The organism is Sphingomonas sp. P3_C5 (assembly GCF_056402635.1).
The window spans coordinates 31,583-51,583 of the sequence record NZ_JBFUHA010000018.1 but is presented as its reverse complement, the minus strand read 5'-3'; the positions used below and the strand labels follow the sequence as shown (position 1 = coordinate 51,583).

General features: G+C 64.5%; 22 protein-coding genes. 11 read left to right on the top strand and 11 right to left on the bottom strand.

The annotated features are described in order from the left end of the window. The 3 genes from AC1DVS_RS26210 to AC1DVS_RS26200 form a co-directional block, all read left to right on the top strand. A partial coding sequence (locus tag AC1DVS_RS26210; protein ID WP_478027449.1) for a M10 family metallopeptidase C-terminal domain-containing protein occupies positions 1–420 on the top strand: 420 nt, incomplete at its 5' end. A gap of 81 nt (positions 421–501) precedes the next feature. Next, positions 502–1,575, top strand: a complete 1,074-nt coding sequence (locus AC1DVS_RS26205; RefSeq protein ID WP_478027448.1) for a hemerythrin domain-containing protein — start codon at positions 502–504, stop codon at positions 1,573–1,575. Between the two features lie 33 nt (positions 1,576–1,608). Then, a complete protein-coding gene (locus AC1DVS_RS26200) occupies positions 1,609–1,797 on the top strand; it encodes a hypothetical protein (protein ID WP_478027447.1) in 189 nt (62 codons plus the stop codon). Between the two features lie 16 nt (positions 1,798–1,813). Here AC1DVS_RS26200 and AC1DVS_RS26195 read toward each other — a convergent pair whose 3' ends face one another. The 6 genes from AC1DVS_RS26195 to AC1DVS_RS26170 all read right to left on the bottom strand — a co-directional run bounded on the left by AC1DVS_RS26195 (position 1,814) and on the right by AC1DVS_RS26170 (position 7,380). Continuing rightward, positions 1,814–2,599: a hypothetical protein gene (locus AC1DVS_RS26195; RefSeq protein WP_478027446.1), complete on the bottom strand. Its 786-nt coding sequence runs from the start codon at positions 2,597–2,599 to the stop codon at positions 1,814–1,816. Positions 2,600–2,691: 92 nt separating this feature from the next. Next, on the bottom strand, positions 2,692–2,994 hold the full coding sequence (locus AC1DVS_RS26190) for a hypothetical protein (RefSeq protein ID WP_478027445.1): 303 nt from the start codon (positions 2,992–2,994) through the stop codon (positions 2,692–2,694). A gap of 210 nt (positions 2,995–3,204) precedes the next feature. After that, positions 3,205–4,095: an alpha/beta fold hydrolase gene (locus tag AC1DVS_RS26185; protein WP_478027444.1), complete on the bottom strand. Its 891-nt coding sequence runs from the start codon at positions 4,093–4,095 to the stop codon at positions 3,205–3,207. Positions 4,096–4,168: 73 nt separating this feature from the next. After that, positions 4,169–4,591 carry a hypothetical protein gene (locus tag AC1DVS_RS26180; protein ID WP_478027443.1) on the bottom strand — a complete coding sequence of 141 codons (423 nt, stop codon included), beginning with the start codon at positions 4,589–4,591 and terminating at the stop codon, positions 4,169–4,171. 79 nt (positions 4,592–4,670) lie between these two features. Further along, positions 4,671–5,306 (bottom strand): glutathione S-transferase family protein, encoded by a 636-nt coding sequence (locus AC1DVS_RS26175; RefSeq protein WP_478027442.1) that lies wholly within the window; start codon positions 5,304–5,306, stop codon positions 4,671–4,673. 19 nt (positions 5,307–5,325) lie between these two features. Beyond that, the gene (locus AC1DVS_RS26170; protein WP_478027441.1) at positions 5,326–7,380 is read right to left on the bottom strand and encodes a M13 family metallopeptidase; all 2,055 of its coding nucleotides are present in this window, start codon (positions 7,378–7,380) and stop codon (positions 5,326–5,328) included. A gap of 167 nt (positions 7,381–7,547) precedes the next feature. Between AC1DVS_RS26170 and AC1DVS_RS26165 the strand changes: the two genes are divergently transcribed. The 7 genes from AC1DVS_RS26165 to AC1DVS_RS26135 all read left to right on the top strand — a co-directional run bounded on the left by AC1DVS_RS26165 (position 7,548) and on the right by AC1DVS_RS26135 (position 13,782). Further along, on the top strand, positions 7,548–9,149 hold the full coding sequence (locus AC1DVS_RS26165) for a carboxyl transferase domain-containing protein (protein ID WP_478027440.1): 1,602 nt from the start codon (positions 7,548–7,550) through the stop codon (positions 9,147–9,149). Positions 9,150–9,225: 76 nt separating this feature from the next. After that, positions 9,226–9,654, top strand: coding sequence for an endonuclease domain-containing protein (locus tag AC1DVS_RS26160; RefSeq protein ID WP_478027439.1), 429 nt, complete (start codon positions 9,226–9,228; stop codon positions 9,652–9,654). Next, the gene (locus AC1DVS_RS26155; protein WP_478027438.1) at positions 9,645–10,124 is read left to right on the top strand and encodes a nuclear transport factor 2 family protein; all 480 of its coding nucleotides are present in this window, start codon (positions 9,645–9,647) and stop codon (positions 10,122–10,124) included. Before AC1DVS_RS26160 ends, AC1DVS_RS26155 begins: the two co-directional genes overlap by 10 nt. 1 nt (position 10,125) lies before the next feature. Beyond that, positions 10,126–12,069 (top strand): acetyl/propionyl/methylcrotonyl-CoA carboxylase subunit alpha, encoded by a 1,944-nt coding sequence (locus AC1DVS_RS26150; RefSeq protein WP_478027437.1) that lies wholly within the window; start codon positions 10,126–10,128, stop codon positions 12,067–12,069. After that, positions 12,066–12,533 (top strand): N-acetyltransferase family protein, encoded by a 468-nt coding sequence (locus tag AC1DVS_RS26145; protein ID WP_478027436.1) that lies wholly within the window; start codon positions 12,066–12,068, stop codon positions 12,531–12,533. Before AC1DVS_RS26150 ends, AC1DVS_RS26145 begins: the two co-directional genes overlap by 4 nt. 11 nt (positions 12,534–12,544) lie before the next feature. Next, on the top strand, positions 12,545–13,324 hold the full coding sequence (locus tag AC1DVS_RS26140; RefSeq protein ID WP_478027435.1) for an SDR family oxidoreductase: 780 nt from the start codon (positions 12,545–12,547) through the stop codon (positions 13,322–13,324). Continuing rightward, positions 13,324–13,782, top strand: a complete 459-nt coding sequence (locus AC1DVS_RS26135; RefSeq protein ID WP_478027434.1) for a MaoC family dehydratase — start codon at positions 13,324–13,326, stop codon at positions 13,780–13,782. The genes AC1DVS_RS26140 and AC1DVS_RS26135 overlap by 1 nt, the downstream gene beginning before the upstream one ends. A 94-nt stretch (positions 13,783–13,876) precedes the next feature. On the opposite strand, the gene katG is transcribed toward AC1DVS_RS26135, so the two are convergent. From katG to AC1DVS_RS26110, 5 genes are all read right to left on the bottom strand, one after another. Further along, a complete protein-coding gene (katG, locus tag AC1DVS_RS26130; protein ID WP_478027433.1) occupies positions 13,877–16,102 on the bottom strand; it encodes a catalase/peroxidase HPI in 2,226 nt (741 codons plus the stop codon). A gap of 302 nt (positions 16,103–16,404) precedes the next feature. After that, positions 16,405–16,755 carry a hypothetical protein gene (locus AC1DVS_RS26125; RefSeq protein ID WP_478027432.1) on the bottom strand — a complete coding sequence of 117 codons (351 nt, stop codon included), beginning with the start codon at positions 16,753–16,755 and terminating at the stop codon, positions 16,405–16,407. An 83-nt stretch (positions 16,756–16,838) separates the two neighbouring features. After that, positions 16,839–17,354: a hypothetical protein gene (locus AC1DVS_RS26120; RefSeq protein ID WP_478027431.1), complete on the bottom strand. Its 516-nt coding sequence runs from the start codon at positions 17,352–17,354 to the stop codon at positions 16,839–16,841. A gap of 195 nt (positions 17,355–17,549) precedes the next feature. Continuing rightward, positions 17,550–18,338, bottom strand: a complete 789-nt coding sequence (locus AC1DVS_RS26115) for an isocitrate lyase/PEP mutase family protein (RefSeq protein WP_478027430.1) — start codon at positions 18,336–18,338, stop codon at positions 17,550–17,552. A gap of 194 nt (positions 18,339–18,532) precedes the next feature. Further along, complete coding sequence (locus AC1DVS_RS26110; RefSeq protein ID WP_478027429.1) at positions 18,533–18,862, bottom strand: UrcA family protein; 330 nt, start codon at positions 18,860–18,862, stop codon at positions 18,533–18,535. A gap of 112 nt (positions 18,863–18,974) precedes the next feature. Here AC1DVS_RS26110 and AC1DVS_RS26105 point away from each other — a divergent pair, with 112 nt between their 5' ends. Next, on the top strand, positions 18,975–19,898 hold the full coding sequence (locus AC1DVS_RS26105) for a LysR substrate-binding domain-containing protein (protein ID WP_478027428.1): 924 nt from the start codon (positions 18,975–18,977) through the stop codon (positions 19,896–19,898). Positions 19,899–20,001: the final 103 nt, after the last annotated feature.

Below are 20,001 nucleotides of genomic sequence, written 5' to 3'. Positions count from 1 at the left end.
GACGTGATCATCGCCGGAGGCGGTGACGATACGCTCAAGGGCGGCACCGGGTTGGACAAGCTGACCGGTGGGCTCGGCGCCGACACGTTCGTGTTCGAACATGGCGGCCAGATGGACCAGATCGTCGACTTTGCCGTGGGGACCGACAAGGTCGACCTCACAGCGTTCGGCCTGACCTGGCAGGATGTGCAGGCCGCGATGACCGAAAGCAACGGCAACACCATCCTCACCCTGGGCGGCGGCGATTCGGTGATCTTCGCTGGGGTGTCCGAGGCATCGCTGAGCGCGAGCGACTTCCTGCTGGGCGGCAACATTCTCAGCAACACCCTCCAATCCGACATGTGGGATGGTGGCAGGGACGATATGCTCCACGCCCACATCCAGACGTCACACGCAATGTTCGAGTGGCATATGCTGTAACGCGCGCTTTTTTGCCGCGTACGGCTAACGGAACTCTCCTCTCCATCGTGCTTTGTGTCGCAAACGCCTGGGAGATGGATCATGCCTGACAGCAAGAGCAAGCGCGGTGCTCGCGATCGTGCGCGGGTTTCAGCCGATGAGACTTATGAGGTCGAGTATTTCGCCGAGCGGCACGGGATCACCAGCAAGGAGGCGCAGGCGCTGATCGAGCGTGTGGGCAATGACCGAGCGAAGCTCGATGCAGCGGTTGCTGAAAAGGCGAAGAATTCCGCACCCAAGCCGCGGCGCCGGGCTTCCACCGGCAAGTCCGACGGAGCGAGCGCTCCCGCGGCCGCGCCGAAGCGCGCTTCCGCGTCGCGTAGCTCAGTCGCGAGAAAAGTTGCCGAGACCGCCGCCCCCGTGACGGAAGCAGTCGAGGCAGCCGCGGCAACCGTGATCGAGCCGATCGCCAAGGCCGCCGCGCCGGCAACGCGTCCCGCGGCGGGCCTGCGGCGACGGGTTGCGAGTGCGGTGCGTAGCGGGACTGCCTCGACGCGCAGCATCGCGGCCGGCGCGCCAAAGACGGTGCGTAAAGGCGCCGGCGCTGCGCTCGACTCCGCCAAGTCAGCGGTTACTGGGCGCGCCGCATCTCTGGTGGGCGCGGCTGCCGCCGGCCTGGTGACGGGACTTGCCGTCAATTTCGGACGAAAGGTGGTGGTGCAGGCGCCTACCGCCCTTGCCGGAGACTGGCTGGAAGGCCTGAAGGTCGAGCACAAGCTTGCGCTGGCGCTGTTCGATCAGATCCAGGCAACTGAAGACAGCGAGACGGCGAAGCGCAGTGCGCTGCTGACCCAGCTGAAACACGCTTTGGGCAAGCACGCCTTCACTGAGGAAAATGTCATCTACGCCGCGCTTCGCGCCTGGGGCGACAAAGCGGATGCCGACAAGCTCAACCACGATCACGGGTATGTGAAGCAGTATCTCTATGATCTGGAAGAGATGGATAATGGCACGCCCGCGTTCCTGGAAAAGGTCGAGGAGTTTCGTGCCCAGATCGAGGACCATATCCGCGAGGAGGAGGATGCGATCTTCCCGCCGCTCCACGCGGCTCTTGGCGAAGCCGGCAATGCAAAACTGACCGCGCAGGCGAACAAGGAAGGCTTCAAGCTCGCCTGATCGTCAGGCTCAGGCGGTCGAGAGGAGGATCCGATGCAGGACAAAGCCAAGGCCGGCCATCATCCGCTGCCCAGTGATGAACGGGCGAGACACGATCTCATCCCGGAAAGCGTCGAGGACGAGCGCGATAAGGGCGAAGACTCGCCAGGCGACGCACCGAGCGAGGCCGAGGCGCCCGAGCGTGACTATAAATATCCGGATGGATCGCCCTATCGCGGCTGACCCGGCAGCTTAGCGCCTATGGGTTCGCCGTCTGACCGCTGTCCGCCTGCGCCACCGGCTCCGCGCTTTCAGGGCGGGCGGCCATTTGTTGGGGCTGGGCGAACAGGCTCGGGAAGACCGTCTCGATCGGTTTGGTGTCGGGCAGGATATAGACATATCCGCCCTTCCTCTGGAAACGCGGCGCCACGCTCTTGCTGTAAAAACTGTCGGGCACGTTGATGCAGCCAAAGGTAATGCGGTTGTCTTCGCTGGTCGGCGACAGCATCCGCTGACGGCGTCGCTCCTTCTTGCTGGCCCCTGGCGGGATCCCGTGGAGCGCAACGGACGTGGCGTAATCGACCCAGAGCACTTTCTGCTTTCCGGCGGCCAATCCAAATTTTGCAAGGAAGCGGCCGGCAGGCGTGGTCTTCTCAGCGGGACCGATCTCGGCGAGGTTCTTGCTGCCGACGCCCGGCGTTGCCTCGTCTCCGACGGCGACGCCGATCAGAACCGGCGCCGTGCCGAGCAGTTTCCCCTTCGCGTCGAACAGGAAGAGCGCAGCATTGGGTTTGTCGATGATGATATAGGGCAGCGGACCATTGTCCCCCGATGCGGCGATCCAATCGGCGACGCGCATTGCCGCCGCCGATTGGACCATTGCATCAGCTTCCACGCTTTTCGGCTTTGACGGCTTGGGTTTTGGCCGTTGAGCGCGCTTTTCCTGAACATGCTTCTTGGCTGGCGCGTGCGTGGGAACAGCAACCTGCGCCTGTACGGGCACGGGCAACGCGAGTCCGGCAATCGCCAGAAGGACATTGATCATCGCTTGTAGGGCTCGACATTAAGCAGTCGTCGCCCTGAGAAGCGGCCGATGCTGGAAATCACAATAGGATCAGCATTTACCAATGTGCGGCGTCAATTGCGAGGCCGCTTCCGCTGATTTTCCACCATGCGCTGCTCGACGCCGTCCACACGGGCGCTGAGCTGATCCAGACGCTGACCGTTATTCTGCGCCGCGCCTGATGCTGCCTGCGCCTGTGCCAATGCCGACTTCGCCGTGCTGTCGGTCTCCGCCAATCTCGTCTCAAGCGTATCGACGCGCTGGCTCACGGGAGCGATCTGCTCGCGCACATAGCTCTTGGTGGCACAGCCACCCAGGCCAAGCGCTCCGACCATGATCACGGCCATGGGGGCAAGTTTCGTTAAAGACGGCGACATCAGGTTCTCCCTTATGATTGACGACAGGTGCAACCAAAATGGTGCTTTCCCGTTCCCGCCTTTCTGTTGGGCTGTGCATCTGTTCCGGTGAATCGATGCAACCCTGGAATCGCGACGCAGTCGCTTATGGCCGCCTTGAGGGCTCGCGCAGGGCCTCTGGACGAGCGGCGATCAGCGCTATCCTGGGCGCGCCAGGAGTGGGAAATGCCGCTATTTCCCGCCGGACGCGAAGGCGGCGATCTCGGTTGCGACCTGACGCGGCTGCTCGTGATGCAGCCAGTGCGTGGCGTCGTTGAACCATCGGATGCGACCGTCGAGGCAGGTGCGGGCGGATTCGTCCGCCAGGGCCGGCAGGAGGAAGGAATCCCGTCGGCCCCACAGGATCAGGGTCGGCATCGAGATCGGGCCGGGCCGAGGCTGCGGCAGGCGCAGCGCGCGATAGTAATTGAGCATCGCGATGAGCCGCCCCCGCTGGGACCACTCCTCGACATAGGCGGCCAGCTCGCTCTCGCTGAATATGAGCGGCCGGGCGGAGCGGATCAGCGTCTTTCGCAAGCGGCTGAAATTGTTCGCGGAGAGAAGGCGCTCAGGCAGGCGGGGAAGCTGAAAGACGCCGACATAGAAGCTGCGCAACAATTGCAACGGATAGCGGCGCGCCGTTCGGCCGAAAATGCCGGGATTCGGCGCATTGAGGATGATCAGCCGGTCGACGCGATCCGGGTAAGCAGCGGCGACCGCCCAGGCAATGATGCCGCCCCAGTCATGACCGACCAGCACGAAGCCCGCGATGCCGAGCGCGTCGGCAAGCGCCGGGATGTCGGCCGCCAGCGTGCCGAGGGCGTACGGCTCGATGCCCTCCGGAGCATCGCTCCCGCCATAGCCACGCATATCGGGGGCGATGACCCGAAAACCCTTTCGCGCGAGCGGGTCCATCAGCTTGCGCCAGGCGCGCGCGGATTCGGGGAATCCATGCAGCAGGATGATGGCCGGTCCGTCGCGCGGCCCCGCCTCATTGATGCGGAAGTTTATACCGGCCGCCTTGACCTGCCGTTGTGACACCGGCTCGCCGGTGCCTCCTGCATCGCTCTCATGATCCTTCATGACGCGAGTCAGTACGCGGTTCCGATACTGCTGCCTAATCCACGCGTCCGGCGGGGGCTCGCAATGCCGGCGATCAGTGCGGATCGTCGTTGAGGGCTTCCACGAACGTATCGCGTAGGGCCTCGATCTGCGGGATCAGCTTGTCGGTTGCGCGCGCGGCACGGCCGACTGTCGCGACTGCGCGATCGGTTTGCTCCACCATGCGCCGTTCAGCATCCGGATCGTCCCGTGTCACCATATCGCGGAGAGTGCGAGGCGCGCCGGGATCGCCGGCATGAACCGGATCGGCGGCGCGGAGGACGCCGTCAACGCGCAGATCCAGCAGCGCATGGGTGACGGCGGCGAGCCGGTCAGCGACCATCTTGTCGACCATCGGATTGCCCGCGACCGCGAGCGCCGCACGCGCATCGTCCCTGGGCGGTGCCGCGGCGGCAGGCGTGGCGGCGATGATGAGAAGGGCTGTGGCGGCAACGCGGTACATGGGCGCGACTCTCATGGACGACCGATTGGCGAAAGATAGGCTTAACCCCTTGCGATCGCAAGCGCCGGCCCCGCCAATTCCGCGTAAATCGGGGTCAGTTCTGCCCTGGCGGTGTAAGGCCAAATGCCTGGTATGCCGCCGCGAATTCCGGCAGCGCTTCGCAAGCTTCGGAGTGGCGGGAGAGTGCCGCCCAGCCGTCCATCACGAACTGCCCGGCCAGCGCTTCCGAGATGAAGCGCACCATCGTACCGAGCAGGATATCGGCATGGCACATCGTCTCACCGAGCAGCCACGGACCTTTTGCGGCGGCGCGTTCGCGTTCGAGCAGGTCGAGCGTATCGATCACCTGAGCCCTGCACCGCTCCACCCACATCGGCAGGCCTTCGCGAAAGGCGCCTTCATAGACCAGGCTCACGCCCTTTTCGGCAGCGCCGCATGCAAAGCCGCACCATCTGAGCATCGCGCGCCGATCGTCGCCGTGCCGGCCGAGGAACGCCTTGTCCGGGCCGACCATCTCGTCGAGAATTTCGATGATCGCGCCGCTGTCGACCATCACCACGCCGTCATCGAACACGAGCGTGGGCACGCGCCGCAGCGGATTGTGGCGCGCGATCTCGTTGGCATCGCCAAAGGTCGACAGCGGCGCATGCTCATAGGCAAAGCCATATAGCTTGAGCGTCACCGCGACGCGGCGGACGAAGGGCGAATCATATTGTCCGATCAGCAGCATGATTCGCCCTCCGTTTGATTCACCAGACGTGTACGCGCTTATCGGGCGCGAGATAGAGTTTCTGTCCTGCCTGCACGTTGAACGCGGAATACCAGGCGTCAAGGTTACGCACCGTCTGCACGCGCCACATGGCCGGCGCGTGCACGTCGGTCGCGACCCGGGCTCGCAGCGCCTTGTCGCGCATCTTGGTACGCCAGCTTTGGGCGAAGGCGAGGAAGAAGCGCTGATCCCCGGTCAGCCCGTCAATCACCGGCGCTTCCTTGCCGTTGAGCGATTTGCGATAGGCCTCATAGGCCGCGGTCAGGCCGGCGACGTCGGCGATATTCTCGCCAAGCTCCTGCTTGCCGTTGAGATGCAGGCCGGGAAACGCTTCATAGCCGTCATATTGCGCAGCCAGCGCAGCGCCGGCTTCCTCGAAATGCTTGAGATCCGCGGCCGTCCACCAATTGTGCAGCCTGCCGGCTGAATCGAAATCGGCGCCGAGATTGTCGAAGCTGTGGCTGATCTCGTGGCCGATCACCGCGCCGATCGCGCCATAATTCGACGCCGCATCGAACTTCGGATTGAAATAGGGCGTCTCGAGGATCGCGGCCGGGAAGTTGAGCGCATTCTGCACCGGCAGGTTGACGGCATTCACCGTCTGCGGCGTCATCCACCACTCATTGCGATCGACCGGCTTGCCGATCTTGCCGATCTGGTGGCGATATTCGGCGAGGCGCGCGCGCTGGAGATTGCCGACCGGATCGTCCGCGCGGACCTCCAGGCTGCTATAGTCCCGCCATGTGTCGGGATAGCCGACGCCGACGATCAGCACCTTCAGCTTCTTGCGCGCCTCCTCCTTGGTCGCCGGGGCGAGCCACGGCAGCGCCGCGAGGCGCGTGTCGAACGCAGCGACGATGTTCTTCACCATCCCCTGAATCTCGGTCTTCGAGGAGGCGGGGAAGAATTTCTCGACGTAGATCTTGCCGACCGCGTCGCCGAGCGCGCCGTTGACCGCGGCGATAGCCCGCTTGTCGCGTGGCTGTTGTGCCGGCGTGCCATTCACCGTGGTGCCGTAGAAAGCGAAGGCGGCATCGTCGATCGCCTTGGGCAACACAGAGGTGACCTGGTTGATCTGGTGGAAGGTCAGCCAGTCCTGCCAGGACTGCATCGGCTCACTCGCGACCAGCGACGCCAGCTTCGTAATCGCCTCTGGCTGCCAGACCGAGAAATCCTGCTGCGCCGGCAGGCCGGCTGCGTTCCAATAGGCGTTCCAGTCGATCCCGGGCGCCTTCTTCGCGAAATCGCCGCGCTTCCAGCTCTGCGCCTTATGCGCGTCCTGGCTCGCGATGATGTCGTAATGGGCGTTTGCGATCTTCATCTCGAGCGCCATGATCCGGTCAGCGCGCGCTGCCGCATCAGGAATGCCCGCGAGCGTGAGAAGCTTCTCGACATAAGCCCGATAGGCCGTGCGCAGTTCCGCCATTTCGGGCTTGGCCGACACGTAATAGTCGCGATCAGGCAGGCCGAGGCCGCCCTGCATGAGATAGGGGATCGTCACGTCGGGCCGGTTCAGGTCCTGAGTGACGAACAGGCCGAACAGATTCTCGGTCTGGAAGTTGCTCGCATTGAGCGGATCGGTGTCGGCACGCATGGTGGCGCCCAACAATGCGGAAAGCGCCGCCTTGTCCTTCAACGCCGCGATCTGATCGAGCTGAGGCTTGATCGGCGCCATGCCGCGCTTCTCGATGCCGGCGGTATCGGTATAGGCCGCATAATAGTCGGCGATCCGGCGCTGATCGGTTCCAGCCGCCGCATTGGCCTTGGCCGCGCCCTCGATCAGCTCACGGTTGCGCGCCTCGGCAACCTTGAACACGTCAAAGCCAACGCCGACGGATGAACGGTCCGCGGGAATCTCGGTCTTCGCGGCCCAGGCGCCGCTCGCATAGGCGTTGAAATCGTCGCCCGGCTTCACGGACTTGTCGATCAGGCTCTGATCCACCCCAGCCAGGCTCCCGGCCGGCTGGCTGCTGGTCGATTGCGTACAGGCGGTGGTGGCGAGCAAGGCAGCGAGCAGGATCGTGGAACGCTTCATGGAATGACCTCTCAAGGGTGTATGGCGCGTGGAATACACTTGCGTTTTTGGTAACGCCAGATACCTGTCTGCCGCGTTGAGCATCGTTGGGCGAAGCCAATGGGCGGCTGCTTCGCTTCCCATTCGCGGCGACGCTGGTTAGGCAGTGCCGGGATGAGGATGCAATCATGAGCGCGCCTGTGCTCGACACCAAGCTGGTCGCCGAGAGCGACACCTTCCGTGCCAACGCAGCGCATAACCGTGCCCTTGCCGAGCGACTGCGCGCCGACGTCGCCAGGGCGGCTCTGGGCGGGACCGAGAAAAGTCGCGAACGACACGTCTCGCGCAACAAACTGCTGCCCCGCGGCCGGGTTGAGCGGCTGCTCGACCCCGGCTCGCCATTCCTGGAGATCGGCCAGCTAGCAGCGTTCGACCTGTATGACGGCGAGGTGCCGGGCGCGGGGATGATCGCCGGCATCGGTCGGGTTTCCGGGCGGCAGTGCATGATCGTCTGCAACGATGCGACGGTGAAGGGCGGGACCTATTATCCGCTTACGGTGAAGAAGCATCTGCGCGCGCAGGAGATCGCCGAGGCCAATCACCTGCCCTGCATCTATCTGGTGGACAGCGGCGGCGCGAACCTGCCGCACCAGGATGAGGTCTTCCCCGACCGCGACCATTTCGGGCGGATCTTCTTCAACCAGGCGACCATGTCAGCCAAGGGCATCCCGCAGATCGCCTGTGTGATGGGAAGCTGCACCGCGGGCGGCGCCTATGTGCCGGCAATGTCCGACGAGAGCGTGATCGTGCGCAACCAGGGCACGATCTTCCTCGCTGGCCCGCCCCTCGTGAAGGCTGCCACTGGCGAGGTGATCTCGGCGGAGGAGCTTGGCGGTGCCGACACGCATGGCCGCAAATCGGGCGTGGTCGATCATGTCGCGGAGAATGACGAGCATGCGCTGACGATCGTGCGCGATATCGTCTCGACGCTGGCGCCCCAGGTGATGGCTGACGTGAACCTCAAGGAGCCGCGCCCGCCGAAGTTCGATGCGGAGGACCTGTACGGCATCGTGCCGAGCGATGTTCGGGCGCCCTATGATGTGCATGAGGTGATTGCGCGTCTGGTGGATGGCAGCGAGTTTCATGAGTTCAAGGCGCTTTACGGCAGCTCGCTGGTCTGTGGCTTCGCGCATATCTGGGGCATTCCGGTCGCGATCCTCGCCAATAACGGCGTGCTGTTCAGCGAGAGCGCCGTGAAGGGCGCGCACTTTATTGAGCTCGCCTGCCAGCGGCGCATTCCGCTGCTGTTCCTCCAGAACATCTCGGGCTTCATGGTAGGCGGCCGCTACGAAGCGGAGGGCATCGCCAAGCACGGCGCCAAGCTCGTCACTGCGGTCGCGACCGCGAGCGTGCCCAAGATCACCGTGCTGATCGGCGGCAGCTTCGGCGCCGGCAATTACGGCATGTGCGGGCGGGCCTATTCGCCGCGCTTCCTGTTCTCGTGGCCCAACAGCCGGATCAGCGTGATGGGCGGCGAGCAGGCCGCCTCGGTGCTCGCTACGGTCCACCGCGATGCGGAGAGCTGGACCGAGGAACAGGCCGAAGCCTTCAAGGCGCCGATCCGCCAGAAATATGAGGATGAGGGCAATCCCTGGCACGCCACCGCGCGGCTCTGGGATGATGGGATTATCGATCCGGTACAGACGCGCGATGTGCTGGGGCTAGCCTTTGCGGCGGCGCTCAACGCACCGGTGCCGGAACGGCCGCAGTTCGGTGTGTTCCGGATGTGATGCAGAGCGTGACGTTTCTGGTCCTCCCCGGAACGGGGAGGGGGACCATGCGAAGCATGGTGGAGGGGCTTGGGACGTGCTGACCGGGCCTGCTCAGACCGTCCGCCTTGCCCGGCGTCTCCGCCAGGAGATGACGCTGCCTGAGGTCATCCTGTGGAGGGAGTTGCGGAAACGCCCAGCCGGATTGAAGTTTCGCAACCAGCATCCGGCAGGGAAATATGTCGTCGATTTCTTCTGCGCGAGCGCGAAGCTCGCCGTTGAGATCGACGGAGAGGTGCATGGGCGTGGGGACCAGCCTGAGAAAGATCGGGTGCGAGATGCCTGGCTGAATCGGGAAGGCGTTCGTGTCATCCGGATTCCGGCAACTGCGGTTCTTAAGGATGTGGCGGCCGTGATCGCCTACATCGTTGCTAGGGTCGCGCCTGACCAGCCCCTCCACCATCCTTCGGATGGTCCCCCTCCCCGTTCCGGGGAGGATTTAGATGGAGATACTCAATGTCCCTGATCCTTTCGCTTCTTCTCGCCGCGCAGATTACCCCGATGCAGCCGATGCCCAAGGGAACCGGCCTCCCCCTTGCGGACGTCGACACGGCAGCGGTGATGGCGCCAGTCGATCGCCTGTTCGCGGGGCTCGCCGCACGGGACGCGGCGGCGATCAGCGCGCAGCTTCGCACTGATGGCGGCGCGACCATCGCTGTCGAGAAGGCCGATGGCAGCCATGCCGTCCGTCATCTGAGCTGGGCCGAATTCACCGCCGGCATCAAGCCAGGCCCGGAGAAATATGAGGAGCGGCTGACTGACCCCGCGGTCGAGGTCGATGGCGACATCGCCATGGTCTGGGGCGCCTACACCTTCTTTGTCGACGGCAAGGCGCAGCATTGCGGCGTCGACCATTTCGATCTCGTCCGGGAGAATGGCAGCTGGAAGATCCTCAACATCACCTGGTCGCAGCGGACCATAGGTTGCGGAGCCTGACTTGCTGAAATCCCTCCTCATCGCCAATCGCGGCGAGATCGCGTGCCGGATCATCCGCACTGCCCGCGAGCTCGGCATCCGCACGGTCGCGGTCTACTCGGATGCGGACGCCAAGGCGCTGCATGTTCGCCAGGCCGATGAGGCAGTGCATATCGGCCCGAGCCCGGCGCGCGAGAGCTATCTGGTGGGCGAGAAGATCATCGCCGCGGCCAAGGCAACCGGGGCCGAGGCGATCCACCCAGGCTATGGCTTCCTCTCCGAAAATGCCGATTTCGCGCAGGCAGTGATCGACGCCGGGATTATCTGGGTCGGCCCCAACCCTTCCAGCATCCGCGCGATGGGCCTGAAGGACGCAGCCAAGGAGCGGATGATAGCGGCCGGCGTGCCGGTGACGCCGGGCTATCTCGGCGCAGATCAGGCACCCGAGCGCCTCGCCGCCGAAGCTGCGAAGGTTGGTTACCCGGTGCTGATCAAGGCGGTTGCGGGCGGTGGCGGCAAGGGCATGCGGCGGGTCGACGATCCCGCCGATTTTGCCGATGCGCTGCTCTCGTGCCAGCGCGAAGCGGCTTCGTCGTTCGGCAACAGCCAGGTGCTGATCGAGAAATACATCCTCTCGCCGCGCCATATCGAGGTGCAGGTGTTCGGCGACACCCACGGCAATGTCGTCCATCTGTTCGAGCGCGACTGTTCGCTGCAGCGCCGCCACCAGAAGGTGATCGAGGAGGCCCCTGCCCCGGGCATGGACGAGGCGACGCGGGAAGCGATCTGCGCGGCTGCAGTGAAGGCGGCGAAGGCGGTGGATTATGTCGGTGCCGGCACGATCGAGTTCATTGCCGATGCGAGCGAGGGCCTGAGGGCGGATCGCATCTGGTTCATGGAGATGAACACCCGGCTCCAGGTCGAGCATCCGGTTACCGAGGAGATCACGCTGCAGGACCTGGTCGAGTGGCAATTGCGGGTTGCGTCAGGCGAGCCGTTGCCAAGGCGGCAGGATGAGCTCTTTATCCGTGGCTGGGCAATCGAGGCCCGGCTGTACGCCGAGGATCCCGCGGCAGGATTTCTGCCGTCGATCGGGAAACTTGAATCATTTTCCCTGCCGTATGACCTGCGTGTCGAAACCGGTGTCGGAGAGGGGGCGACGATCAGCCCCTTCTACGACCCCATGATCGCCAAGATCATCGCGCACGGGTCCACGCGCGACGATGCGAGAGAGAAGCTCGCTAGAGGATGCGCTAAAATCCAAATCCGGCCGGTGAAAACCAACGCCGTATTTCTCGCACGCGCGCTTTCAACGGCGGCGTTCGCCGAAGCGAAGCTGGATACAGGCTTTATCGACCGTCACCTCGAAAGCCTCGTTTCTCGCGACGAACCGGATGACCGCCTTCTCTCGGCGGGTGCCCTTTTGTGGCTCGCCCGCCCGGACGACCCGCCCATGGAGCGGCCGATATTGTCCGGCACGGGCCGCCGCGAATGGGTCGCGAGCTCCTCGACTCAATGGAATCCGTTGTTCGGCTTTCGCCTCAACGGCGCTGCGAAAAGGGTCGTGAGGCTCGCGGTCGATGGCGAACCGACMGACATCGACCTGGATAAAACCGGGCCGGTGGAGCCGGAATATTATGACGTGGAGGGCGACGCCATCTGGGTATCGGACGACTCGAGCTTTGGGCCGCATTATGTGCGGTATATGGGTTCGGCTGGGGCGGGCGCGACCGCTGCAACCGCCGACGGCGCTATCCTCTCCCCGATGCCGGGCCGCATCATCGCCGTCGATGTCGCGACAGGCGCTACGGTCACCAAGGGCCAGAAGCTGCTTACGCTCGAGGCGATGAAGATGGAGCACAGCCTTGTCGCGCCGTTCGACGGCGTTGTCGCTGAACTGAACGCGGAGACCGGCGGCCAGGTGAATGAGGGCGCCGTTCTCGCCAAGATCGAGCGGGCCGAATGAGCGACCTGATCTTCCGCGAGGCGACCGCCGCCGATCTCCCGGCCATCGTCGCGATGCTGGCGGATGACGAGTATGGCAAGGACCGCGAAGATGCGCGCCTGCCGCTCGATCCGCGCTATCTCGCCGCATTCGAGACCATCTCCGCCGATCCCAACCAGCTGCAGATCGTCGCCGAGCTGGACGGCCGTGTGGTCGGCACGATGCAGCTCAGCTTCCTGCCCGGGATCGCCTTTCGCGGCGGCTGGCGCGGGCAGATCGAGGCGGTTCGCGTTGCCAGCGATCTGCGCAGCCAGGGCATTGGCCGTCAGATGATCGAATGGGCGGTCGAGCGCTGCCGCGAGCGTGGCTGCCATATGGCGCAGCTGACGTCGAAGGCGACCCGGCTCGATGCCCATCGCTTCTATGAACGGATGGGCTGGAACAAGAGCCATACCGGGTTCAAGCTGCAGCTCGAACAAGAATAAGGGAGAGGGCAATGGCCGACGGCTTCGATTTCACCGGCAAGACCGTAATGGTCTTTGGCGGGACGAGCGGGATCAACCTCGGCATCGCCAAGGCCTTTGCGCGGCACGGCGCCAAGCTGGCGGTCGCCAGCCGCAGCCAGGACAAGGTCGACGCCGCCGTCGCCGCGCTTTCGGGCGAGACGCCGGCGCTCGGCTACAGCCTCGACGTGCGCAACTATGATGCGGTGAAGGCGGCGATCGACGATTTCCGCGAGAAGCGCGGCACGATCGACGTGCTGGTCTCAGGCGCTGCGGGCAACTTCCCCGTGCCTGCCGCAATGCTGAGCTCGAACGGCTTCAAGGCGGTTACCGAGATCGACACGCTCGGCACCTTCCACGTCATGCGCGCCGCCTATGAGCACCTCACCAAACCCGGCGCGAGCATCATCAACATCTCGGCGCCCCAGGCCTTTATCGCGACGGCAATGCAGGTCCATGTCTGCGCGGCCAAGGCCGGGGTCGACATGATCACCAAGACGCTGGCGATCGAATGGGGGCCGGAAGGGATTCGGGTGAACTCGGTGTCGCCGGGGCCGATCGAGGGGACCGAAGGGATGGAGCGGCTCGCACCAACGCCCGAGGCCAAGGCGCGCTCGGCCAAAGCGGTGCCGCTCGGGCGGATGGGCACGGTGGACGATGTGGCGGACGTCTGCCTGTTCCTCGCCTCGCCTTATGCGCGCTATGTGTCGGGCGTCGTCCTGCCCGCCGATGGGGGCTGGACCGCCGGCCGCAGCCTGGGCGGGATCGGCTGATGGCCGGCCGCTATTATGACGAGTGGCAGGTCGGCGACCGGATCGTCCACGAACTCCGCCGCACGGTGACGGAGACCGACAATCTGCTGATGTCGACGCTCACCCATAATCCGCAGCCGCTGCATCTCGATGCCGAATACGCCGCTGGCACCGAGTTCGGCCGGATCGTCGTCAACGGCACTTTCACCTTCGCGCTGATGGTGGGGATCTCGGTCGGCGAGACGACGCTGGGCACGCTGGTGGCGAACCTCGGTTACGACAAGCTGGTGATGCCGAAGCCCGTCTTTATCGGCGACACCCTGCGCGGCGAGACCGATGTGGTGGAGTTGCGCGACAGCAAGTCCCGCCCCGACGCCGGGCTGGTGACCTTCCGCCACCGCATGCTCAACCAGCGGGACGAGGAAGTCTGCTCGTGCCTGCGGACCGCGTTGCTGAAGCGAAGGCCTGCCACCCTCTAATTCGGCGCGCCCGCCCGCTGCAAAGAAAAAGGCCGCCGGCGAAGGGGGAACGCCGGCGGCCTTCGAGCGCGTGCGCTCGGGGAAGTCGAGGGTGTCAGCCGCGCAGGTCGAACCGGTCCGCGTCCATCACCTTGGTCCAGGCGGCGGCGAAATCCCTGACGAATTTCCCGCCGGCATCGCTCGCCGCATAGACTTCGGACACCGCCCGAAGCTGCGAGTTCGAGCCGAACACCAGGTCAGTCCGCGTCGCCGTCCATTTCTGCTCGTTGCTGCGGCGGTCGGTGCCGACGAACTCCTCGTCGCCGGCCTCGTCCACTTCCTTCCACGCCGTGCCCATATCGAGCAGGTTGACGAAGAAGTCGTTGGTCAGCTGCCCCGGCCGATCCGTCAGCACGCCGTGCTTCGATCCGCCGTGATTGGCGCCCAGCACCCGCAGGCCGCCCACCAGCACGGTCATCTCAGGCACGCTCAGCCCGAGCAGCTGAGCCCGATCCAGCAGCAGCTCCTCGGTCGGCACGCTGAACCGCACCGACAGATAATTGCGGAACCCGTCAGCCTTGGGCTCGAGCACCTCGAAATTGGCCACATCGGTCTGCTCGGCGCTCGCGTCGGTCCGCCCCGGCGTGAACGGCACCGTCACCTCCTGGCCGGCATCCTTCGCCGCCTTCTCGACTGCAGCCGATCCGCCCAGCACGATCAGGTCGGCAATGCTCACCTTCTTGCCGCCAGCCCCATCGAAGTCCCGCTTGATGCCCTCATACACCTCGAGCACCCGCGCCAGCTTCGCCGGCTCATTGACGTCCCAGTCCTTTTGCGGCGCAAGCCGGATCCGCCCGCCATTCGCCCCACCGCGATGATCCGATCCGCGATAGGTCGAAGCGGAGGCCCAAGCAGTCGACACCAGCTCGCCAACGCTCAGCCCCGAATCCAGGATCTTGGCCTTCAACCCAGCCACATCGCCGCTATCGATCGTCGCATAATCGGCCTTGGGGATCGGGTCCTGCCAGATCAGGTCCTCAGCCGGCACCTCGGGCCCGAGATAGCGCGCCTTCGGCCCCATATCGCGGTGGCACAATTTGAACCACGCCCGCGCAAAGGCATCGCCGAACGCAGCCGGATCGTTCCGGAACCGCTCAGTGATCGCGCGGTAGGCCGGGTCGACCTTCATCGCCATGTCGGCGGTCGTCATCATCGTCGGCAGCCGCCGTTCGGGGCTGTGCGCGCCGGGCGCCAGATCCTCAGGGCTCTGGTTGACCGGCTGCCACTGCTTGGCGCCAGCCGGGCTCCGCACCAGCTCATATTCATAGTCGAGCAGCATGTGGAAAAAGCTCATGTCCCACTTCACCGGCGTCGGCGTCCACGCGCCCTCGATGCCGCTGGTGATGGTATGGTCGCCGATCCCCGATTCGTGCCCGCTCTGCCAGCCAAGCCCCTGCTGCGCGATATCCGCACCCTCGGGCTCGGCGCCGACCTTCGACGCATCGCCGGCGCCATGCGCCTTGCCGAACGTATGCCCGCCCGCGACCAGCGCGACTGTCTCCTCGTCGTTCATCCCCATCCGCGCAAAGGTCTCGCGAATGTCGCGGCCCGACTGGAGTGCATCGGGGTTGCCGCCCGGCCCCTCGGGATTGACGTAGATCAGCCCCATCTGGATCGCGGCGAGCGGATTCTCCAGCACCATCTCGCGCTCGGGCTGAATGCGGGTCTGGTTCTCGGGATGGCCGACCCATTGTTCCTCGGTGCCCCAGTAAATGTCCTTCTCAGGCTCGAACACATCCTCGCGGCCGCCGCCGAAACCGAACACCGGCCCGCCCATCGACTCGATCGCGACATTGCCCGCGAGAATCAGCAGATCGGCCCAGCTCAGCTTGCGGCCATATTTCTGCTTGATCGGCCAGAGCAGCCGCCGCGCCTTGTCGAGATTGGCATTGTCCGGCCAGCTGTTGAGCGGCGCGAACCGCTGCGATCCCGAAGAGGCCCCGCCGCGCCCGTCGCCGGTGCGATAGGTGCCGGCGCTGTGCCACGCCATGCGGATGAAGAAGGGGCCGTAATGCCCATAATCGGCCGGCCACCAGGGCTGGCTGTCGGTCATCAGCGCAGTCAGGTCGCGCTTCATCGCGGCATAATCGAGCGTCTTGAACTCGGCCGCATAATCGAAATCGTCGCCCATCGGATTCGACGACAGGCCATTTTGCTGGAGAATCTCGAGCGAAAGCTGGTTCGGCCACCAATCCCGATTGGTCCGCCCAAGCAGCGATCGGAGCGCAGCGGGGTCCTTCATCGGGCAGCTCAGCGGATCGCCGCTCGTCTTTGCGTCCATTTCAGTATCTCCTCGCTTTTTGGTGTTGGCGCTTCATGCCACGCCCACTCAAATCGAGGAAATGCATTAAACCGCGATCAGTGATCGATCGGGTGATATTTGCGACGGGTTGGGCGCCTTCCTCCTGGCATCGCGAGAGAGGCGCAGCCGCGATCCTTCCAGTTCCTCCCCGAGCTCGCTCGGGGAGGGGGACCGCCCGCTTCTTCAGCGGGTGGTAGAGGGGCTTGGAGCGGGAAGCCCTGGCCCCACCGATGCCATCTCGATCACCACCAATCCCGACACGGCAGGCACGGCAGCCACACTCACGCCCGCCCGAACGCACTCCGCAACCCGAACACCCCCAACCCAACACACACGACCGAAAAGAAGATCACCCGCGGATCGAGCATGTCGCCGATCAACACCCCGAACCGAAGCGTGATCACCAACTGGCAAAGCGTCCCCGTCAGCGTCACCCAGGCGAGCGCCCGATCCCCGGGCCGCCCCGCGCGCAGGAAATTCAGCGCCGCAAGCAGGAAGGTGAGTGCGCCGGCCGCGAGCGACCAGAACAGGATCATCGGCTGCCCCGCATAGAACTGCATCACCCCGAAGGTGTGGCCTATAGCGCCGAGGAGAAGCAGGCCTGCCAGGCTGCGATCGATTGTCTTCAGCATGCGTGTCGTCCCCCTGCTTCCCGATCGTCTACAATCGCATGATGTGGGCGTCGGGCTCCAACGGAAATGCCACGATATCCGACTTACCTAGGCACAGGGCCCAATTGCGGCATATTCTGGGAATTTCGCTTTTCGCTGCCAACGAACAAAGTGCAGTGCCCCACTAAATTGATAAAACCCTTATTGGAATATCGCTCGGTCGTCTGCTCGTAATCMGAATAACGACGGGATACATAAAGCACAGAAGCTGAATCGATCCCATGCTCTTGAAGAGTAATACGGACATATTGGTCGCCGACATGCTTGGAAAATTGGGTGTCGTCCCAAGCCAAGGCGATCCCGTATTTGCGGTCGCTATCCTTGTAGGCTGAACTCTGGTTCTCGATCCAGTCACCCTCTTTCAACGTCCCACTCGAATCCTCCTGGACGAAAACCGCCGTCCGGTCCTCAGCTTCAATCCATCGTGAGACGAGAATCAGCGTCTGTGGGCGATCGTGCTCGTCCACCCCCAAACATCTGATGCTTTGTGTCACGGGCGGCATGAACCGAGGCATTTGCGCTACCTGAATGGCCTGCGGCAACAGGATCAGGCCAATCAACACCTCCCGCGGGCCACTGCGTTGAGGGGCTCGGTACAGGAGAACAGGCGTTCCAGCGCAACGTGGTGGCTGGACCAGGATAATCGAGCTTCATTCATCACGTGGACTCTACTCCGGTCATGGACGGTCGCAACCGGTTCTTGGGCCGCCACGCCAATGGAAGCTTGGCACGATCCGGCTGGAACTTCGTCGAGTCTATTTGTCTTCGGATATCACTGCGGTCATGGCCGCGGCACCGCTCTCGCAAGCCTTCACCGCCCGCGCCGCCACATCAAAAGCATCCCACACAATCTTCGCCAAACTCCCACCAAGGCTGCACCGCCTCACCCCCAGCGCCGCATACTCAGCGATGCTCTCGTCATAGCGATGCACCACCACGTTCACCGGCTTGGGTGCCACCGCCGCGACCAGCTCGGCCACGGCGCCGCGGTCGAGGATGAAGGGGACGAACAGGCAGTCCGCACCGGCCTCGGCATAGGCGACCGCCCGCCTGATACTCTCCGCGACCGGCATGTCGGGCACGCGGAAATTCTCGTTGCGGCCGATCAGCATCACGGCGGGGTCGACCGCGTCGATCGCCGCACGGGCAGCCGCCAGGCGCTCGACCGAAAGGCTTGTGTCGTACATCGCACTACCGGACCAGTCCTCGATCGAGATGCCAGCAACGCCGGTATCGATCGCCAGTGCGACATTGGCGGCGACCTGCTCGGGCGCATCGGCGAAACCATTCTCGAAATCCGCATTGATCGGCAGATCGGTTGCCGCGACGAGCAGGCGAAGATGCTCCAGCACCGCGTCGCGGCTGAGCTCGCCATCGTTCACGCCCGCTGCCCATGCCGCACCGGCGCTGGTCGAGGCGATCGCCTTGAAGCCGAGCGCGGTCAGGCGCCGCGTGCTCCCGCCGTCCCAAGCGTTGGGAAGGATGAAAAACCCTTGGGCATGGAGCGCACGAAAACTGGCGCGCTTTTCCGCTGTGCTGGGCATATTGCTTCTCCTGTTGGGGGTCAGGCTCGCGGCGGCTAAACCATCCCGCGCCCGATTTGAACCGGCCCGCCTGCCGGCAGAGCCTTCCAGGCCAGCCGGGCGGCCTCGCCATATATCAGCCTGGCTTGCGGTTTGGAGCGACGACCCGCGTCCGGGTAACAAGCCCGTCCGCAGGGTCGCGCGTCCTCCAATCATTATCGGGCGGCGCTTATCGTTGCCGCTTGGGCATCGCCGCGCCCGCTATACAGCAACACCGTGGCGCGCTGATCCGCGACGGCCGCCCATTTCTCCGCCCGGCACGTCTCGACCACGCGCTGGCGGGTCAGGTCGGTCATGGGGTAGTCGGGGCAGACCTCGGCAATGGCGTGCTGGAGTCGCCGGTCCAGCTGCTTCACGCCGGCCGGGCTCCGCAGGTCGAGGTCGCGATAGGCGACGTGGATAGCGACGTCGCCCTTCTCCTGCGCAACCGCGACGGTCGGAACAAAAGCGCTCAGCAGAAGCGCGGGGATCATCAATTTCAACATGGCCTTGGCATCCTTTGCTTGTCGGGATCGACAACGCTTTTTTGACGCGGCGCGGCCTGAGTTACCAACAAAGCGATGGACGCAACTTACAAGCTGTACTTATATATTGCCCATGCCACCGATCCCACCGCTATCTGCCGTCCGCGCTTTTGAGGCAGCCGCGCGCCATGAGAATTTCAGCCGCGCCGCCGAGGAGCTGGGCATGACCCAGGCCGGGGTGAGCTATCAGATGAAGCTGCTCGAGGAGCGTCTGGGCGCGCCCTTGTTCATCCGGAAAGGGCGCTGCATGGAGCTGACCGATCTCGGCCGCCGCATCGCGCCGCGAGTCACGGATGCGTTCGCCGCGCTCGGCGAAGCCTTCGCCATCGCGCGGGCCGAGAATGCCTCGGTGCTCGCCATCACCGCGCCGCGCACCTTCGCGACCAACTGGCTCGCCGGCAGGCTGGGCGATTTCCACATCATTCGCCCCGATCTCGCCGTGCGCCTCGACGTGACCGACCAGATGGTCGATCTCGCCTCGAGCGAATTCGATGTCGGCATTCGCGGCCTGGCCGCTCCGGCGCCTGGCCTGGTGTCGCATTTCCTCATGCGCATGCCGGTGACGCCGCTGGCGAACCCCAGCTTCCTGGCGACCCACAAGCTCGAGGCCCCCGCCGATCTGCACGCCGCCGTCCGCATCTCGCCCGAGGATGACTGGTGGGATCTCTGGTTCGAGTCCCTGGCCGTCGACGGCCGCGGCCCCACCCGCACCGGAATCCGCTTCGAATCGCAGGTGCTTGACGGGCACGCGGCGATCGCCGGCCACGGCATCGCGATCCTCAGCCCGCCCATGTTCCAGCCGGCGATCGACGCCGGCCTTCTGGTGCAGCCCTTTGAGCACGTGGCGAACTACGGCAACGCCTTCTGGCTGGTCTACCCGGAGCACAAGCGCAACCTCCCCAAGGTCCGCGCCTTCCGCGACTGGCTGATCGAAGAAGTCAGGCGCGCGGCGGGGGATGATCCTTATGGGATATTGGAGCCGCTGCCGGCGGCGTAAAGCGCGAGCACGAGCGGTCCCCACCTCAACCTCACCCCGCGCTGCTGCGCAGCTTGCCCCTCTCCTGAGAGGAGTGGGGAAGGAGGGTGCCCACAAGCCGCGA

Bases quoted from the DNA above. Each gene is read 5' to 3' on its own strand.
- AC1DVS_RS26145 (WP_478027436.1), top strand. From the start codon at position 12,066: ATGAGCGACCTGATCTTCCGCGAGGCGACCGCCGCCGATCTCCCGGCC.
- AC1DVS_RS26200 (WP_478027447.1), top strand. From the start codon at position 1,609: ATGCAGGACAAAGCCAAGGCCGGCCATCATCCGCTGCCCAGTGATGAA.
- AC1DVS_RS26110 (WP_478027429.1), bottom strand. From the start codon at position 18,862: ATGTTGAAATTGATGATCCCCGCGCTTCTGCTGAGCGCTTTTGTTCCG.
- AC1DVS_RS26135 (WP_478027434.1), top strand. From the start codon at position 13,324: ATGGCCGGCCGCTATTATGACGAGTGGCAGGTCGGCGACCGGATCGTC.
- AC1DVS_RS26115 (WP_478027430.1), bottom strand. From the start codon at position 18,338: ATGCCCAGCACAGCGGAAAAGCGCGCCAGTTTTCGTGCGCTCCATGCC.
- AC1DVS_RS26140 (WP_478027435.1), top strand. From the start codon at position 12,545: ATGGCCGACGGCTTCGATTTCACCGGCAAGACCGTAATGGTCTTTGGC.
- AC1DVS_RS26185 (WP_478027444.1), bottom strand. From the start codon at position 4,095: ATGAAGGATCATGAGAGCGATGCAGGAGGCACCGGCGAGCCGGTGTCA.
- AC1DVS_RS26170 (WP_478027441.1), bottom strand. From the start codon at position 7,380: ATGAAGCGTTCCACGATCCTGCTCGCTGCCTTGCTCGCCACCACCGCC.
- AC1DVS_RS26165 (WP_478027440.1), top strand. From the start codon at position 7,548: ATGAGCGCGCCTGTGCTCGACACCAAGCTGGTCGCCGAGAGCGACACC.
- AC1DVS_RS26190 (WP_478027445.1), bottom strand. From the start codon at position 2,994: ATGTCGCCGTCTTTAACGAAACTTGCCCCCATGGCCGTGATCATGGTC.
- AC1DVS_RS26205 (WP_478027448.1), top strand. From the start codon at position 502: ATGCCTGACAGCAAGAGCAAGCGCGGTGCTCGCGATCGTGCGCGGGTT.
- AC1DVS_RS26180 (WP_478027443.1), bottom strand. From the start codon at position 4,591: ATGAGAGTCGCGCCCATGTACCGCGTTGCCGCCACAGCCCTTCTCATC.
- AC1DVS_RS26155 (WP_478027438.1), top strand. From the start codon at position 9,645: ATGTCCCTGATCCTTTCGCTTCTTCTCGCCGCGCAGATTACCCCGATG.
- AC1DVS_RS26125 (WP_478027432.1), bottom strand. From the start codon at position 16,755: ATGCTGAAGACAATCGATCGCAGCCTGGCAGGCCTGCTTCTCCTCGGC.
- katG (WP_478027433.1), bottom strand. From the start codon at position 16,102: ATGGACGCAAAGACGAGCGGCGATCCGCTGAGCTGCCCGATGAAGGAC.
- AC1DVS_RS26175 (WP_478027442.1), bottom strand. From the start codon at position 5,306: ATGCTGCTGATCGGACAATATGATTCGCCCTTCGTCCGCCGCGTCGCG.
- AC1DVS_RS26105 (WP_478027428.1), top strand. From the start codon at position 18,975: ATGCCACCGATCCCACCGCTATCTGCCGTCCGCGCTTTTGAGGCAGCC.
- AC1DVS_RS26195 (WP_478027446.1), bottom strand. From the start codon at position 2,599: ATGATCAATGTCCTTCTGGCGATTGCCGGACTCGCGTTGCCCGTGCCC.